General features: G+C 51.1%; 11 protein-coding genes. 5 read left to right on the forward strand and 6 right to left on the reverse strand.

The features are described from left to right. The first annotated feature begins 25 nt into the window (after positions 1 to 25). On the forward strand, positions 26 to 2,302 hold the full coding sequence (clpA, locus tag HMPREF3091_RS15950) for an ATP-dependent Clp protease ATP-binding subunit ClpA (protein ID WP_008812983.1): 2,277 nt from the start codon (positions 26 to 28) through the stop codon (positions 2,300 to 2,302). 175 nt (positions 2,303 to 2,477) lie between these two features. Here the strand turns inward: clpA and infA are convergent, their stop codons facing one another. The 5 genes from infA to HMPREF3091_RS15975 all read right to left on the reverse strand — a co-directional run bounded on the left by infA (position 2,478) and on the right by HMPREF3091_RS15975 (position 8,217). Next, on the reverse strand, positions 2,478 to 2,696 hold the full coding sequence (gene infA / locus HMPREF3091_RS15955; protein ID WP_002211347.1) for a translation initiation factor IF-1: 219 nt from the start codon (positions 2,694 to 2,696) through the stop codon (positions 2,478 to 2,480). 95 nt (positions 2,697 to 2,791) lie between these two features. Further along, entirely contained in the window at positions 2,792 to 3,523 is a 732-nt protein-coding gene (aat, locus tag HMPREF3091_RS15960; protein ID WP_070717002.1) for a leucyl/phenylalanyl-tRNA--protein transferase, read from the reverse strand. Positions 3,524 to 3,591: 68 nt separating this feature from the next. Further along, the gene (gene cydC / locus HMPREF3091_RS15965; RefSeq protein ID WP_070717005.1) at positions 3,592 to 5,313 is read right to left on the reverse strand and encodes a heme ABC transporter ATP-binding protein/permease CydC; all 1,722 of its coding nucleotides are present in this window, start codon (positions 5,311 to 5,313) and stop codon (positions 3,592 to 3,594) included. Positions 5,314 to 5,315: 2 nt separating this feature from the next. After that, the gene (gene cydD / locus HMPREF3091_RS15970) at positions 5,316 to 7,088 is read right to left on the reverse strand and encodes a heme ABC transporter permease/ATP-binding protein CydD (RefSeq protein WP_070717009.1); all 1,773 of its coding nucleotides are present in this window, start codon (positions 7,086 to 7,088) and stop codon (positions 5,316 to 5,318) included. A 229-nt stretch (positions 7,089 to 7,317) separates the two neighbouring features. Beyond that, the gene (locus HMPREF3091_RS15975) at positions 7,318 to 8,217 is read right to left on the reverse strand and encodes a LysR family transcriptional regulator (protein WP_070717010.1); all 900 of its coding nucleotides are present in this window, start codon (positions 8,215 to 8,217) and stop codon (positions 7,318 to 7,320) included. Positions 8,218 to 8,345: 128 nt separating this feature from the next. Between HMPREF3091_RS15975 and HMPREF3091_RS15980 the strand changes: the two genes are divergently transcribed. Then, a complete protein-coding gene (locus HMPREF3091_RS15980; protein ID WP_070717012.1) occupies positions 8,346 to 9,593 on the forward strand; it encodes an alpha/beta fold hydrolase in 1,248 nt (415 codons plus the stop codon). 96 nt (positions 9,594 to 9,689) lie between these two features. On the opposite strand, the gene trxB is transcribed toward HMPREF3091_RS15980, so the two are convergent. Further along, entirely contained in the window at positions 9,690 to 10,658 is a 969-nt protein-coding gene (gene trxB / locus HMPREF3091_RS15985; protein WP_004095805.1) for a thioredoxin-disulfide reductase, read from the reverse strand. 824 nt (positions 10,659 to 11,482) lie between these two features. Between trxB and lrp the strand changes: the two genes are divergently transcribed. The 3 genes from lrp to lolA all read left to right on the forward strand — a co-directional run bounded on the left by lrp (position 11,483) and on the right by lolA (position 16,837). Continuing rightward, the gene (lrp, locus tag HMPREF3091_RS15990) at positions 11,483 to 11,977 is read left to right on the forward strand and encodes a leucine-responsive transcriptional regulator Lrp (protein ID WP_008812989.1); all 495 of its coding nucleotides are present in this window, start codon (positions 11,483 to 11,485) and stop codon (positions 11,975 to 11,977) included. A gap of 200 nt (positions 11,978 to 12,177) precedes the next feature. Then, positions 12,178 to 15,933 carry a DNA translocase FtsK 4TM domain-containing protein gene (locus HMPREF3091_RS15995; RefSeq protein ID WP_070717016.1) on the forward strand — a complete coding sequence of 1,252 codons (3,756 nt, stop codon included), beginning with the start codon at positions 12,178 to 12,180 and terminating at the stop codon, positions 15,931 to 15,933. A gap of 292 nt (positions 15,934 to 16,225) precedes the next feature. Next, positions 16,226 to 16,837 (forward strand): outer membrane lipoprotein periplasmic chaperone LolA, encoded by a 612-nt coding sequence (lolA, locus tag HMPREF3091_RS16000; RefSeq protein ID WP_070717018.1) that lies wholly within the window; start codon positions 16,226 to 16,228, stop codon positions 16,835 to 16,837.

The raw sequence follows: 16,837 nt of genomic DNA on the forward strand, positions 1-16,837 counted from the left end.
GGCCACTTAAATGGGGGAGGTGCCTATGCTCAATCAAGAACTGGAACTCAGTCTCAACATGGCGTTCGCCAGAGCGCGCGAGCACCGTCATGAGTTTATGACCGTGGAGCACCTGCTGCTGGCACTGCTCAGTAACCCTGCGGCACGTGAAGCATTGGAGGCCTGTTCTGTCGATCTGGCCGCTTTACGTCAAGAACTCGAAACCTTTATTGAACAAACGACACCCACGCTGCCTAACGGCGAGGCGGAACGTGATACTCAGCCAACGCTGAGTTTTCAACGCGTTTTGCAACGTGCTGTTTTCCATGTTCAGTCCTCAGGCCGTAATGAAGTCAGCGGTGCTAACGTACTGGTGGCTATTTTTAGCGAACAAGAGTCTCAGGCGGCATATCTGCTGCGTAAGCACGACGTGAGTCGTTTGGACATTGTGAACTTTATCTCGCACGGCACCCGTAAAGATGAAACGGGGCAGGCTCCTAACGCTGAAAATCCAGCGAGCGAAGAACCGGCTAGCGGTGAAGATCGCATGGAGAATTTCACCACTAACTTAAATCAGCTTGCGCGAGTCGGCGGTATTGACCCGTTAATTGGTCGTGATAAAGAGTTAGAACGTGCTATTCAGGTTTTATGCCGCCGTCGTAAAAACAATCCGCTGTTGGTTGGCGAGTCTGGCGTGGGTAAAACCGCTATTGCTGAAGGGCTTGCATGGCGAATTGTGCAAGGCGATGTGCCTGAAGTGATGGCAGATTGTACCTTGTACTCGCTGGATATCGGCTCTTTGTTGGCGGGTACCAAATACCGTGGCGATTTTGAAAAACGCTTTAAGGCGCTGCTCAAACAGCTGGAACAAGACACTGACAGCATTCTATTTATCGATGAAATCCACACCATCATCGGTGCTGGTGCGGCTTCCGGTGGACAGGTGGATGCGGCTAACTTGATTAAACCGCTGTTATCTAGCGGCAAGATCCGAGTCATCGGCTCAACCACCTATCAGGAATTCAGCAATATCTTTGAAAAAGATCGTGCCTTGGCGCGTCGTTTCCAGAAAATCGATATTACTGAACCAACGCCGGATGAGACGGTACAGATCCTTAATGGCCTGAAACCGAAATATGAAGCTCATCACGACGTGCGCTATACCGCGAAAGCGATTCGTGCGGCGGTTGAGCTGTCGGTGAAATACATCAACGATCGTCATCTGCCAGATAAGGCGATTGACGTGATTGATGAGGCGGGGGCGCGTAGCCGCCTCATGCCGGTGAGCAAACGCAAGAAAACCGTTAACGTGGCTGATATTGAGTCTGTGGTTGCCCGCATCGCGCGTATTCCGGAGAAAACTGTCTCCGCTAGCGATCGCGATGTGCTTAAGAGCTTGGGCGATCGTCTGAAGATGTTGGTATTTGGTCAGGATAAGGCGATCAGTGCATTAACCGAAGCGATCAAAATGAGTCGTGCAGGGTTGGGGCAAGATCATAAGCCTGTCGGTTCGTTCTTGTTTGCAGGGCCTACCGGTGTGGGTAAAACCGAGGTTACCGTTCAGTTAGCGAAAGCGCTGGATATCGAACTGCTGCGTTTTGATATGTCCGAATATATGGAACGTCATACCGTTAGCCGTTTGATCGGTGCACCTCCGGGCTATGTGGGTTTTGATCAGGGCGGTTTGCTGACGGATGCGGTCATTAAGCACCCGCATGCGGTACTGCTGCTCGACGAAATCGAAAAGGCGCACCCAGATGTCTTCAACCTGCTGTTACAGGTTATGGATAACGGAACGCTAACGGATAACAATGGCCGCAAAGCCGATTTCCGTAACGTCATACTGGTCATGACCACGAACGCGGGCGTGCGTGAAACGCAGCGTAAATCCATCGGTTTTGCGCAGCAAGATAACAGCACTGATGCGATGGAAGAGATCAAAAAGGTGTTTACGCCAGAATTCCGTAACCGTCTGGATAACATCATTTGGTTTAATCATCTCTCCACTGAAATTATTCAGCAGGTGGTGGATAAATTCATCGTTGAATTGCAGGCGCAGTTGGATGCGAAAGGTGTTTCACTGGAAGTCAGCGAAGCCGCGCGTTTGTGGCTGGCAGAAAAGGGCTACGATCATGCCATGGGGGCTCGCCCAATGGTGCGTGTCGTGCAGGAAAATCTGAAAAAGCCGTTGGCAAACGAATTGCTGTTTGGCTCGCTGGTTGATGGCGGCTCGGTCACCGTTGATTTGAGCGAAGACAAGCAACAGCTGACTTACGAATTCTGTAGTGCACAGAAACGTAAAGCTGAGGATGCCCTGCATTAATCCAGCCGCAGAGCATGAAAGTAAAAGAGCGCCAAAAGGCGCTCTTTTTTATGTCTGAAATTCAAGCTTTCAGCTAACTCTCAGTGATATTTTTCAGCCTCGTCAGACGTTAAACATCACCAGGAGTGTAATTTATGCCGCAGATGCGTCAACGCAGGTGCGCAGGATGAGCCTATCAGCGGCTACGGAAGACAATGCGGCCTTTGCTCAGGTCGTACGGGGTCAGCTCTACAGTGACTTTGTCGCCCGTCAGAATGCGGATGTAGTTTTTGCGCATTTTACCGGAGATGTGAGCGGTAACGACGTGTCCGTTTTCTAATTCAACGCGGAACATCGTGTTTGGTAACGTATCGAGTACGGTACCTTGCATTTCAATATTGTCTTCTTTGGCCATCGAATCCTCTAGGTATGAGTACCATATTTTTTAATCGGCAAGATAATGCCGAAAAACCCCGATTATGTAAAGGAGTGTCGGTTGTTCTTCATCCATTACGGGCAATTTTGATGGGGTTTTATCGCAAACTCGCGTGAAATAATAGTTTGGGGTTTCCAGCAGGCGGGGTTAATTACCTTTTTCTGGTCAATCCGTAAGTGGTGTAAATAATCACTGCGCGGGATATCGCGCGCACCTAACGACTCAGTGTGCGCGTTAAGTACCTGACAGTCAATTAATGTTCCACCAAACGACACAAAATGCCCACAAAACGCAATCAGTGCCGTTTTGGAGGCATTTGTTGCGCGGCTGAACATCGACTCTCCGCAAAAGAGAGAGCCCTGCAAAACGCCATACAGGCCGCCTACTAGCCTATCTTCCTGCCAGACCTCAACGGAATGCGCATGGCCAAGCTCATGTAGCTTGGCATAGGCTTGCTGCACATCTTCGCCAATCCACGTGCCTTCATCGCGTTGTTCGGCACACTCGCGTATGACTTCGCTGAAGGCTTGATTGATCGTCACAGTAAAACACTGGCGGCGTAAAAATTTCGCCATGCTACGGCTGATATGCAATTCATGCGGAAACAGCACCGCGCGCGGATCGGGCGACCACCATAAGATGACGTCTCCTGGCGTAAACCAAGGGAAAATACCCGACTCATAGGCCGCCAGCAAGCGCGCGGGGCGCAAGTCTCCGCCGATAGCAAGCAGCCCGTTGGGCTCACGCAGTGCAAGATCCGTGGGCGGGAATAACGTGGATTGCCGATCCAGCTGCATTATGCGCATCAAAATATTCCCGTCATCATAATGAAATACATCGCCTAATCCGTTAACTATAGCTGCAGTTTCGTCGGCTATAGTCGCTGACACAGCTGATAATAGCGGCCTTTTTCTGCCATCAACGCAGTGTGATGCCCCTGTTCGACGATGCGGCCATTCTCCATCACGCACACGCGATCCATGTTATCCAAGCCCTGTAGTCGATGAGTAATCAGGATCAGGGTTTTATGTTGGCAGTGGTTCATGATCAGCGCCAAGATCTGCTTTTCAGTATCCGCATCTAAACCTTCTGTGGGCTCATCCAATAGCAGCAGGGGAGAGCGGTGCAGCAGCGCGCGAGCAATGCCTAAACGACGTTGCTCGCCACCGGACAGCGGGCGTCCACCGTCGCCAAGCCATGCATTTAGCCCAGCATCATCCAATAACTTTCCGAGGCCAACCTGTTCCAGCACGTTTTTCAACTCAGGGTCGGTAGCCGCATCGTTAGCGATTTTTAAATTATCACGCAGCGTCGAACTAAAAACGTGTACACGCTGGCTGACGACGCCAGTCGCCTGCCGCAGGGTTGCCTCATCAAAGGCCGTCAGCGGGGTGTTATTCAGGCGAATTTCGCCCTGAGAACAGTCCCACGCACGTGTAATCAACTGGAGAAGCGTTGATTTGCCGCAGCCGGTGCGTCCGAGCAGGGCAATTTTTTCACCGGCTTTCACCGTCAGTGAAATGTCGTTCAGCACCGAGACGGACTGATTTGGATAGCTGAACGTGACGTTATCAACGGTGACGGCAATCTGATCGCTTATTGTTGGCCCAGAAAGTGGGAAGGTCACTTCCGGCTTTTGGTTGATCATCTGCGCTACGCGGGTTGCCGATGCGGTAACCTGTCCTAGATGCTGGAAAGCACCCGCCACCGGAGCCAAGGCTTCAAAGGCCGCCAACGATGAGAAGACAAACAGCGCAATCAGCGCGCCCGGCTGAGCATATTGGCCTACTCCCCCAGCCGCTAACCAGAGCAAAAGCGTGAAGGTTAAACCCGAGGCAAGGATCATCAACGCTTGCGCGGCACCGGTCAGCGAGGCCTGTTTTTTCTGTTGTAACTGCCACGCCTGTTCTTTTGCATCGAGCGCCTGACGGAAACGGTCAGCAGCGCCATAAATGGCTAGCTCTGCTTGGCCTGCGACCCAGGTAATCAGCAGCGTGCGATAGTCAGCGCGTAATCCGGTTAATGCCATGCCAACCGGCTTCCCAGCCTGATAAAAGCCCAACGGTAAGCAAAACAGCAACAGCAGCATGATGCCGCCGAGCGTGAAGGCTAAAGCGGGGTCAAACCACGCCAAACCTGCGGTAACCACGATAATGACGACGATGGCGCTAATCAGCGGAGAAATCACCCGCAGATAGAGATGATCGAGCGTATCGACATCGGCGACTAAGCGGTTGAGCAATTCAGCCTGACGAAAACGGGCAATTGCGCCCGGCGACAGCGGCAAAATCTTGCTGAAGGTAAAAACACGGAGGTGCGATAGCACGCGGAAAGTCGCATCGTGGCTAACGACTCGTTCGGCATAACGTCCGGCGGTGCGGATGATGGCTGCGCCGCGTACGCCTGCGGCTGGCAGCATGTAGTTAAACGTTAGCAATCCAGCAAGGCCCGCGAGCGCGGAAGCTGCAAGGAACCATCCAGACAGCATCAATAGACCAATACTGGCAAGAAGCGTGACGATCGCCAGAACAACACCTAAGGAAATCAGGAACCAATGGCGGCGATAGAGGGCTAAAAACGGCAAAAGTACGCGCATGGTTAGAGCTCCTTACTGCGTGTGGCAAGCAGATCGGCAAAGGGACCACTGTGCTGGCTCAACTGCGCGTAACTGCCGCGCTGAACCAACTGCCCATTGTCCATGACCCAAATTTGATCGTAGCGACTGACATCATCCAATTGGTGGGTAACCATCAACGTGGTTTGCTGATGCGACGCTTGCTCTAACGCTTGCATGACGAGCTGTTCACTGTGCGCGTCTAGGCTTGCAGTTGGTTCGTCCAGCAGCAGTAAACGGCAGGGACGCAGTAACGCACGCGCTACGGCTACGCGTTGCGCTTGCCCCACGGAGAGTCGCGCCGCGCCTTCACCAATTTCAGTATCAATGCCATACGCCAGCAAAGGTAAGAATTCAGTGACATAAGCACGCTCAAGAACCGTGTGTAATTGTGCTTCCGTTGCCTGAGGCGCGCCGAGCAATACGTTCGCTCGTAATGTGGATTCAGGTAAGTTTGGATTCTGACCCCCCCAGCCAAGCTGTAACCGCCATTGAGACTGCGATAACGAGCGTAGCTCTTTTCCGTCTACCGTCAGCGAGCCGCGATAGGGGAGAAAGCCCAGTAGAACGTTGATGAGTGAGCTTTTTCCTGCACCGCTAAATCCAACTAAGGCAATTCGCTGCCCAGCATCAATCGTAAAGGAGAGCGGGCCGGCCAAAATTTTACCTTGCGGAGATAAAATCTCTAGTTCGTTAGCGACAATCGTCACTGGCTGAGTGCCCGCTAAGACATCTTGCCCTTTACCTTGTTGCGGGCTTTCTGCATCTTCCGCCAAAAAAGTGACCAGCGATTCAGCAGCGCCCACGGCCTGCGCTTTAGCATGATAGAACGTGCCCAGATCGCGCAGAGGTTGGAAAAATTCTGGTGCCAAAATTAGCACTAAGAAACCGGCAAACAGCGTAACGCTGGTGCCGTAGCTACCAAAATTCAGTTCGCCAAGATAGGAGAAACCGAAATAGACCGCCACGACAGCAATAGAGATAGAGGTGAAAAACTCAAGTACCGCAGATGACAAAAATGCCATACGCAATACTTCCATGGTGCGGCTGCGGAAATCTTCGGAGGCACGGCGGATATTTTCTGTTTCAGCCGCGGCGCGATTAAACAGTCGCAGCGTGTCTAACCCGCGTAGGCGGTCGAGGAAGTTACCACTCAGACGGCCAAGTGCGAGGAAGTTCCTGCGGTTAGCATCGGCGGCTCCCATGCCGACCAACGCCATAAACAGGGGGATCAGCGGTGCGGTGACCAGCAGAATCATCCCTGCGGCCCAGTTGATTGGAAACACGGTAATCAGGATCAGCAGCGGTATCATAGTAGCCAGATACATCTGCGGCAGGTAGCGAGAGTAAAACTCCTGCATATCTTCAATTTGTTCGAGGATTAACGTCGCCCAATGGCCAGCCGGTTTGCCTTGAATCCAAGCAGGGCCGAGTTCATCAAGTCGATTGAGTACCAGACTACGGATTTGTACCCGCACTATCTGCCCGCATTTAAAGCCGACGCGTTCACGCAGCCAGCTTAATGCGGCTCGCAACACGATTGCGCCAATCAATAAGCTAAATGGAACCAGAAGCGTTTGGCGTGGAACCTGCTCAATAATCAGGTCGTGCAGCAGTTTAGCCAGCAGCCACGATTGGGCAACGATGAGCAGTCCTGAGAGTAAACCGAGGATCATGGAAATCCTCAGCCAGCGGCGGGCCAGCGAGCTACGCTGTTTTAGCCACTGGGTTAGTTCGCGTTGTCGGTTTTTATTCATGTGTTGCGATGATTTCTAAAGCAGATGAAGCGTCGAAAAGAGTGCTAATCCCCGGCCTATTTTTTCTTTACTCACCGGTTCAGGCGTAAGCGCTGATATTACAACGGCCTGCGAGGACTTGAAACCAAAGGAAGGTAAATTCTGTTAACAAGTGTGGGGTAGTTCAGATAACAGGTTAGATAATTAAGGTTAATAGACGCGAGGCTAGCGTCTTCATCCCGTTTTTATCCTAGGCGAGATCGGAGAACGCGGGCTGATAACGTGCAATTAATTCTTTAAGGAATTCACTTATGGCTCGAATGCGTACGGACGATCTCAAATCCGCGTGGGTCGTTAGCCACAGGTCTTCGGAAAATACCTGATTGCTAGGTATGACCTCGATCATATCTGCGTCATGGGCGACTAAAAATGATGGCAGTAATGCCAGACCAATCCCCGACTTAGCCGCAGCATATTGCTCTGCAACGCTGCTGGTAATAAGTGCAGGATTGGCATCATAGCCCTGTTTTGCCAGCCAGCTTGCCGTCGGTAAGTGAGAATAAGCACGATCCCAGATGATAAACGCGCGACCAGACGTCGGATCGCTAGAAGGCGCTGGATGTCGCTGCAGATAATCAGCGCTGGCGTAGATTGCGGAATTCATTACGCCAAGCCGCTGCATAATTAAGTTGCCGCTCTGTGGGCGAACTAGACGTATGGCAAGGTCGGCTTCATAGCGCGATAGATCAGCGACGCCAACGCCGGATATGATTTCTAGCCGCAGTTTGGGATACCGAGAGATAAACTCTGGCAGCGCGGGAATAATCATGTTTACGGCCAAGCTTTCTGGCGTCGCGAGCCGGATCGTGCCTTCAGTGTTGGCATCAAGGTTAGCGAGCCCTATGTGCAGAGCGGTAATACTGTCTTCAACGGCAGAAACCTTACGTAAAACGTCACGGCCTTGATCGGTGAGAAAGTATCCGGTGGCATGTCGAGCAAACAGCGTGGTATGCAAATCTTGCTCTAATGCGCTGATTCGGCGCGAAACGGTCGATTGGCTAACCTGCAATTCTGCTGCAGAGCCCGTCAAACTTCCGGTACGTGCGACACTCAGGAAATAACGCAGGTCATCCCAATTGATGTTTTTCATTTTTGGAAAGCCCCTTGGCGATTCTGTCTGTAGTTATGCATTTATCGATGAATGATAATCCATCCAGTTTCTGGCAACCAGTGAAGAAACGATACATCAGGATTAATTTCATTCGAGGAGTACGACATATGACCACGCCTTCTAGTACAGCATCAACCACGATGTCATCCCATTTCAGCGTTATACACCGCTATTTTGCCGCGTTTGGTAGCGGAAACATTGATGCCGCGCTGGCGTTGATGACGGATGACGTCATTTGGCACATCGACGGTGAGTTGAGTGTTTCTACCGTGGGTATTTTGCGTGGACGTGAGCAGGTCCGTGGCTGGCTTGAGGCGTTTCCCCGCGATTTTAAGCCGCAAGAATTTACCGTTTCTCAGCTGTTTGAATCCGGAGATACCGTATTGGCGTTAGGTCGTTTTCGCCACACGGTGCTAACAACAGGAAATATCATCGGCAGTGATTATGTTATTCGATTTGAGATGCGGGAGGGGCTCATCGCGCATTATCAGATTTTTGAAGACTCTGCGTTATTAGCTCGGGCATTCGATCCGGCGGATTGCTTTGAACAACAGCGAATTCGCATTAACGGTAATGTGTATGCATACACCGACGTAGGTACTGGGCCGACGATTATTTTTGCTCATGGCTTATTCTTGGATCGAAGTAGTTTTGATCAGCAGGTGGCGGTGTTATCGCAAAACTACAGATGTATTGTCTTAGATATGCCAGGGCATGGGGAGAGCGGTGTGTTTCCTGCGCAGTGGACGCTAGATGATGCGGCTAACGACATTGCTTTGCTGGTGCAGGTTTTAGCGCTGGGGAAAGTCATTTTGGTGGGGCAAAGCCAAGGTGGAATGATAGGTATCCGACTGGCAGCGTTACATCCTGATGTGGTGAGTCATCTGATTTTGGTCGGTACAAGTGCACGTGCGGAATTCGCAGAGCGCATTACCCAGTGGAATAATTTGCTGCACATTGTCTCTCAGGGAGCCGAAACGGAAAGAATGGCGGCATTCGAAGCCGTACAGAAACGACTCTGCCCAGCCCAATGGCTGAGCGACAATCCGGAACTCGCTAAACATGAGATCGATATCATGCTGTCTCACGATCGCGTTGGCATTGCGCACGCTATCGCTGCGGCAACGATTAATCGAACAGATGTTCGTGGCTTACTGAAAAAAATTACCATTCCGACATTAGTGGTCTGCGGGGAACAAGATCAGGCGACGCCGCTGGTGTTAAGCCAAGAAATGGCAGATTTGATACCGAATGCCACTCTGCATGTGTTAGCGCATGTGGGGCATCATCCCCAGTTGGAAGAGGGGGTTGCTTTGCTCTCGGCTATTGAGCGTTTCTTACACGACAAGGACTAGTATGAGCGAAAACGCTCTGTAAGAACGGGAAGGCGATTTCCCCCTGTCGATCTGAGAACTGAATGATGGACAGGGAGAAACGGGGTTGGCTAGCGCTTATTGATGGCTGGCAGCCGCTAACCCATCGAGATAGCGTTCCGCATCCAGAGCCGCCATACAGCCGGTACCCGCAGAGGTAATCGCCTGACGGTAGATGTGATCCATGACGTCGCCTGCGGCAAATACGCCCGGAATACTGGTTTGGGTCGCATTTCCACCAAGACCCGATTGTACCTTGATATAGCCGTTTTCAAGGGCCAATTGACCTTCAAAAATAGCCGTATTCGGTTTGTGCCCGATGGCCACGAACAAACCGGTGACGCTGAGCTGTTCGGTTTTATCACTATCAGTGGCTTTCAGACGTAGACCATTAACGCCCATTGGGTCGCCCAACACTTCATCAAGCGTACGGTTGGTGTGCAGGACGATATTGCCGCTGGCAACTTTGTCCATCATGCGTGCAATCAGAATCTTTTCGGCGCGGAACGTATCGCGACGATGGATCAGGTGCACCTTAGATGCGATGTTAGACAGATAGAGCGCTTCCTCAACGGCGGTGTTACCGCCACCGATAACGGCCACTTCCTGTTGGCGGTAGAAGAAGCCGTCGCAGGTCGCGCATGCAGAAACTCCGCGTCCTTTGAATTCTTCTTCGGAAGGTAGTCCTAAATACTGAGCCGAGGCGCCGGTGGCAATGATTAACGCATCGCAGGTGTATTCCTGAGAACCCCCGAACAGGCGGAAAGGACGCGTCTGTAAGTCGACACGTTCGATGTTGTCCAGAATGATTTCGGTGTTAAATTTGGCGGCATGCTCATGCATGCGCTCCATTAACAGAGGGCCAGTCAGGCCTTCTGGATCGCCTGGCCAGTTTTCGACTTCAGTCGTTGTCGTCAATTGACCGCCTTTTTCAACGCCGGTAATCAATACCGGATTAAGGTTGGCGCGCGCGGCGTAGACGGCTGCTGTATATCCCGCAGGGCCGGAGCCCAAGATCAGGAGTTTGCTATGTTTGACTGTGCCCATGAATTCCTCTTTTCCAATTTTACAGGACAATAACCCGATTGTAGGGAAGTTAGCGTCTGAAAAAAAGCGTGCAAAAAAATTGTTATCAATTTGTTTGATAGTAGAAAGCTATCGATTAGCAAAAATCATGACAGCAGATAATTTTTTTTAAACCTATTCCGATAACATTCTTGTCGATAAAGCAGCTTAATAGCGCCCATCAGCGATGCTTATTCGTCTGTTTTGTCTCTTTATTTTTTTCTCTGCTCGTAGAGTTTCTTAATAATAGTTGGCATGTTCGTCTGATTTTACTTCTTTTGCTTTGACAATCGCCTGTGCATTTGCGAAAACATGGATGTAGGGAAGAACTTGTCTTTGGTTTTTGTGGTCTGGGGGACGTTTGACAGAGTTTTTGTCTGTTTAAGCGTGGCAAATAGCTCACACTGGCTAAAACAGCGTTTCTTCTCATGTAACAAGAAATATTGAGTAGTAGGCAAAAATAAGTGTAGTGCTGAAATTGGCTTCAATGAGTGGCGTTAGGGAACGTAGCGAAGGGAGACCCTGCTGCGAACATCTGAATAGGATGTGGCCTCGATATGCAGTGATTTGGAATCAGAGAAAAGCAATTATGCGAGCCCTCGCATGCGAACTGAGTGCAATCGGCGAAAACAGAAAGAAGTTGGATGGTCCGTTTATGCCAGCTTTATCCGGGCTGTTTTCGTGAATATTAACAATGGGAATTGTTGATTGACAGCAGGCATGGGTTTTCGTTTGGGACAAATCCTTAACAAAATGAACTTGTTAAGGGGATGGCGAGCAGGGAAGGATATAAGAGAGACAATAAGATGGCAGACAATAAAAAGCGCCCTGGTAAAGATCTCGACCGTATCGACCGTAACATCCTGAATGAGCTGCAAAAGGATGGACGAATTTCGAACGTTGAGCTTTCTAAGCGAGTTGGTTTATCCCCAACTCCATGTTTAGAACGTGTACGTCGCCTTGAAAGACAGGGTTTTATTCAAGGTTACACTGCACTGTTGAACCCGCACTATCTGGATGCGTCCTTACTGGTATTTGTTGAAATTACCTTGAACCGCGGAGCCCCAGATGTGTTTGAACAGTTCAATACCGCTGTTCAGAAACTGGAAGAAATTCAGGAGTGTCATCTGGTTTCAGGTGATTTCGACTATCTGTTGAAAACACGTGTGCCTGACATGTCCGCTTATCGTAAATTGCTTGGCGAAACTCTGCTGCGCCTACCGGGCGTAAATGACACCCGTACCTACGTGGTTATGGAAGAAGTCAAACAGAGCAATCGCTTGGTTATCAAAACGCGATAACGGTAGCAGGTGCAAAACCTGAGTAATTTGGTTACACTCCTGTGTATCTATACAGTTTCAGCGCCGAGGGTATAGTCTCTCGGCGTTGTTATTCGTACGAGTCTTTGTTAAATACAAAATTACGTGGCAATGCGTTGTTCTAAAGCGGCAATAGGCAATAATAGTGCTATGGTGAAAAACAGGAACCTGGAGAGCCTTTCTTGAGCCAGGAATACACAGAAGAGAAGGACGTTACTCTCAAACGAATGAGCAGTGGACGTCGGCTATACGAAGCGTTACTCATAGTAGTGGCGTTGTTTTCTATTTATCTTATGGTTTCGTTGCTGAGCTTTGACCCCTCGGATCCGAGCTGGTCGCAAACGGCATGGCATGAACCTATCAATAATATTGGCGGCGGGGCAGGTGCATGGCTAGCTGATACTCTATTCTTTGTTTTCGGAGTGATGGGATACGCCATTCCTCCTGTCATGCTCGCTCTATGTTGGTTTGCCTACCGCAAACGCGACGATAGCGGCTATCTCGACTATTTTGCGATATCCCTGAAACTCATCGGCATGCTGGCGCTGGTTTTAGCGTCCTGCGGTTTAACCGCGTTAAACGTTGATGACATCTACCATTTTGCCTCCGGCGGTCTTATTGGGAGTCTGCTGGAGAACGGCGTGAATCCTCTCATGGGCAGCGTGGGGGGAACATTGCTGCTGTTAGGGGTATGGGCCGTTGGGCTGACTCTGTTTACCGGCTGGTCATGGCTGACCATCGCGGAGAAAATCGGTGGGGTCTTGCTCGGTGGTTTAACCTTCATGAGTAATCGTACGCGTCGCGATCGCGATGATGATGACTACGATTACGAAGACGATGCGCGTGACGTTGTGCTGGATAAACACGCATCGTCGGCAGGGCAGGAGACAGATGATGTTCTGCTTCGGGCGACTGATGAGGATGAAGACGATATCTTGCTGGCCAAGCCAACAAGAACCGCACCAGAGTTGCCAAGTGTCGATGAGGACGAAAACGATCCTCTTCTGGGGAAATTACGTCCGCTGCATGAGGCGGAAATGTCTCTGGATGAATCCGCACAGCCTGCTGTCAGCCATGAATTAAAACCAGCGGCGGCTGTTTCTGCCGTTGGCGCCGCGGTGGCTTCGGCTCAGCCCGTTGCTTCTGCTGCGACTGAGCCTATGACCTTTAGCGCTTCAGAGCCTGAACCGGTGGCAGAAATTAAGCCTAGTATGCCTCCGCTTTACTCTTTCGAGATGCCGGAAGATCGCCCAACGAATGTGTCACATGCGCCAACTCGTCCAGCACGTTCCGCATGGGATGATGAAGGGCCGCGTTTGGGGAGCTTGGAACCAGAGACGCCTTCTACGCCATCGGCCGCATCGGGTATGAATTTCAGTGCATCACATTTCGATCGTGATGAACTGCCTAAAACCCCATATATCAATCCGGGGTTATCACCAAACAGCATGCCGTTTGGCGCAGCGTCACGGGATGATGTGGTTCCGACTACGGTGTCTACAGCCGCTGCTGCCGGTGCTCTGTTCATGCCTGCGTTTAGCGCGACGGAAGACAGCAGCCTGCAGGTGAAACAAGGGAATGGCCCAGAACTGCCGCGGCCAAATCCAGTGCGGATCCCTACTCGCCGTGAATTAGCCTCTCTTGGGATTAAGCTTCCTTCGCAGCGTATGGCGGAAGAGCAAGCGAAGAAAGAAGCTGAGGCTCAGCGTCTGAGAGCCCAGCAAAATTCGCAGCAGTCGCTAGAGCAAAATGTAGAACAAAATAATGTTGAGCCGGTTGATGATGAAGCACTGAGAGAGCAAACGGCGCTGCGTCAGGCGTTTGCGGAGCAACAGCAACAGCGCTATGGCGAACAACAATATGAGCATCAGGCTGAAGATGAGCAGGCGGCTGAAATGGCGCGTCTGCAAAGCGAGTTTTCTTCCCAGCAGCAACAGCGTTATCAGCAGCAGAGTGATGCAACGGATGATAATTCTTATGCATTAAGCGGTGTCACTGCTTCCCGCAATGACCTGATGGACTTCTCGCCTGCGAAAGCGTTAAGCGAAGCGGCAGCAAGTAATAATGCGTTTGGATTTACGCCAGTAGCTGATTTGGTGGATGATGGTCCTTCTGAGCCTTTGTTCACGATTACCCCTGAGCAGGAAGAAACGGCCGCACGTGACAGCGATGCTTATGATGTGCCATTTGGTCGTTACGATGAGCCCGTTCAGCCATCACAGCCTCAGTCCTATCAACAGCCCGCTGCGTCGCAGTATTCGCAGCAGCCTGCACCTGTTCAACCGAATGCTTATCAGCAGCCACCTGCGGCGCCGGTTACGCCACCGCCAAGCATTCAACAACCGAACGCTCAACAGCCAGTGGCGCAGCCATCGACAGGCCAGCATCCGGCCATGGATGGTTTAATCCATCCATTCCTGATGCGCGGTCATGAGCAGCCGTTGGAAAAACCGACGACGCCTTTACCGACGCTGGATCTGCTGACTGAACCACCGGCCAACTCTGAACCTGTAGATATGTTCGCTCTGGAGCAGGTGGGCAATCTGGTGGAGTCGCGCTTAGCGGACTATCGCGTTAAAGCCGAGGTTGTTGGGATCTCTCCAGGCCCAGTCATCACCCGCTTCGAGTTGGATCTTGCGCCAGGTGTAAAAGCCGCGCGTATCTCTAACCTGTCGCGAGATCTGGCGCGTTCGCTCTCTGCGGTTGCGGTACGTGTGGTTGAGGTCATTCCAGGTAAACCTTATGTCGGTTTGGAATTGCCAAATAAACATCGTCAAACCGTGTACCTGCGTGAAGTCTTAGATTGCTCTAAGTTCTGCGAAAGCCCTTCTCCGCTGACTATTGTTCTGGGGAAAGATATTGCTGGGCAGCCGGTCATCGCCGACTTGGCTAAAATGCCGCATTTGTTGGTGGCCGGTACTACGGGGTCTGGTAAGTCGGTGGGTGTGAACGCCATGATCCTCAGCATGTTGTATAAGGCGACACCGGATGAAGTGCGCTTCATCATGATCGACCCGAAAATGCTGGAGCTTTCTGTCTACGAAGGTATCCCACATCTGTTGACCGAAGTGGTGACGGATATGAAAGATGCCGCTAACGCACTGCGTTGGTGTGTGGGTGAGATGGAGCGTCGCTATAAGCTGATGTCTGCGCTGGGCGTACGTAACCTTGCGGGTTATAACGAGCGCGTTGAACAGGCGATTGCGATGGGACGTCCAATTCCAGATCCGTTCTGGAAACCGGGCGACAGCATGGATATGACGCCGCCAGTATTGGAGAAACTGCCCTATATTGTGGTGCTGGTGGACGAGTTCGCTGACCTGATGATGGCCGTTGGCAAGAAAGTGGAAGAACTGATCGCTCGTTTGGCTCAGAAAGCACGTGCGGCAGGTATCCACTTGGTGCTGGCGACCCAGCGTCCGTCGGTGGATGTTATTACCGGTTTGATCAAAGCAAACATTCCGACACGTATCGCCTTTACGGTTTCCAGCAAGATCGACTCCCGAACGATCCTCGATCAGGGGGGCGCAGAATCGCTGCTGGGGATGGGGGATATGCTGTATATGCCGCCTAACTCTTCAATGCCGGTGCGTGTGCATGGTGCATTCGTCCGCGATGAAGAGGTTCATGCCGTCGTACAGGATTGGAAAGCGCGCGGTCGTCCGCAATACATCGACAGTATCTTGAGCTCGTCTGAAGATGGTGAAGGCGGTTTAGGATTAGATAGCGATGAAGAGCTGGATCCGCTATTCGATCAGGCCGTTGCCTTTGTTGTTGATAAACGTCGTGCTTCGATTTCCGGTGTTCAGCGACAATTCCGTATTGGTTATAACCGTGCGGCTCGTATTGTTGAACAGATGGAAGCTCAGGGCATCGTGAGCTCGCCGGGAAATAACGGTAACCGTGAAGTGCTGGCGCCGCCATCGCATGATATGTGATTCATATTATTGATGGCGTGTAGCTTACGGGCGGTGATTTCACCGCCCGTTTTATTTTCAGACGGTCGCTGAATAAATCGCGGTGCGTCTAGCAGAGCAAAGATGTGTAAATCACCGTCATTCAGAATGTTACCGATGATAACCCCATGTCTATTCGCTAAAGTTAGCGTATTATATTGGGTAATATAAAGCGTGGTGCAGCGGCGTAATCACCGTTGACCAGACGATAAAAATCAGCCGAGGTTATCTGTATTCAGCAGTTAACTGTGACCGAAAAAAGGTATAGAACATAATGAAAAAGTTGTTATTAGCGTGCTGTTTGGTAACCGGTTTTGCATCTACAGCGGTGCTGGCGTCTCCAACGAGTGATTTACAAAGCCGTTTGAACAAAGTGAATAGTTTCCATTCGAGCTTTACCCAGACGGTAACGACGGCTGATGGCGCGGCGGTGCAGCAGGGCGAAGGTGAGCTTTGGGTAAAACGCCCGAACCTGTTCAACTGGCACATGACGTCACCGGATGAGAGCGTTTTGGTTTCTGATGGTAAAACGCTGTGGTTCTATAATCCGTTTGTTGAGCAAGTTACCGCGACGTGGCTAGACAGTGCGACGAGCAATACGCCGTTTATGCTGATTACCCGCAATGATGCGAAAGAGTGGAATCAGTACAATGTAAAACAGACTGGGGATACTTTTGATCTGACACCAAAAAGCCAGAAAAATAACCTCAAAAAATTCACTATCAGCGTATCGCCAACGGGCACTATCAACAGCTTTACCGCCGTTGAACAAGATGGCCAGAGCAGTGCTTATAAGCTGAAAAGCCAGCAAAGCGGCGTGGTTGATGCCAGCAAATTCCAGTTCACTCCGCCTAAAGGTGTGACGGTGGACGATCAGCGTCAATAG

Source organism: Hafnia sp. HMSC23F03, from assembly GCF_001816025.1.
GTDB classification, from domain to species: Bacteria; Pseudomonadota; Gammaproteobacteria; order Enterobacterales; family Enterobacteriaceae; genus Hafnia; species Hafnia paralvei.

What these genes read in the sequence shown, in the direction of transcription:
- clpA (WP_008812983.1), top strand. Translation starts at nt 26, where the DNA reads ATGCTCAATCAAGAACTGGAACTCAGTCTCAACATGGCGTTCGCCAGA.
- infA (WP_002211347.1), bottom strand. Translation starts at nt 2,696, where the DNA reads ATGGCCAAAGAAGACAATATTGAAATGCAAGGTACCGTACTCGATACG.
- aat (WP_070717002.1), bottom strand. Translation starts at nt 3,523, where the DNA reads ATGCGCATAATGCAGCTGGATCGGCAATCCACGTTATTCCCGCCCACG.
- cydC (WP_070717005.1), bottom strand. Translation starts at nt 5,313, where the DNA reads ATGCGCGTACTTTTGCCGTTTTTAGCCCTCTATCGCCGCCATTGGTTC.
- cydD (WP_070717009.1), bottom strand. Translation starts at nt 7,088, where the DNA reads ATGAATAAAAACCGACAACGCGAACTAACCCAGTGGCTAAAACAGCGT.
- HMPREF3091_RS15975 (WP_070717010.1), bottom strand. Translation starts at nt 8,217, where the DNA reads ATGAAAAACATCAATTGGGATGACCTGCGTTATTTCCTGAGTGTCGCA.
- HMPREF3091_RS15980 (WP_070717012.1), top strand. Translation starts at nt 8,346, where the DNA reads ATGACCACGCCTTCTAGTACAGCATCAACCACGATGTCATCCCATTTC.
- trxB (WP_004095805.1), bottom strand. Translation starts at nt 10,658, where the DNA reads ATGGGCACAGTCAAACATAGCAAACTCCTGATCTTGGGCTCCGGCCCT.
- lrp (WP_008812989.1), top strand. Translation starts at nt 11,483, where the DNA reads ATGGCAGACAATAAAAAGCGCCCTGGTAAAGATCTCGACCGTATCGAC.
- lolA (WP_070717018.1), top strand. Translation starts at nt 16,226, where the DNA reads ATGAAAAAGTTGTTATTAGCGTGCTGTTTGGTAACCGGTTTTGCATCT.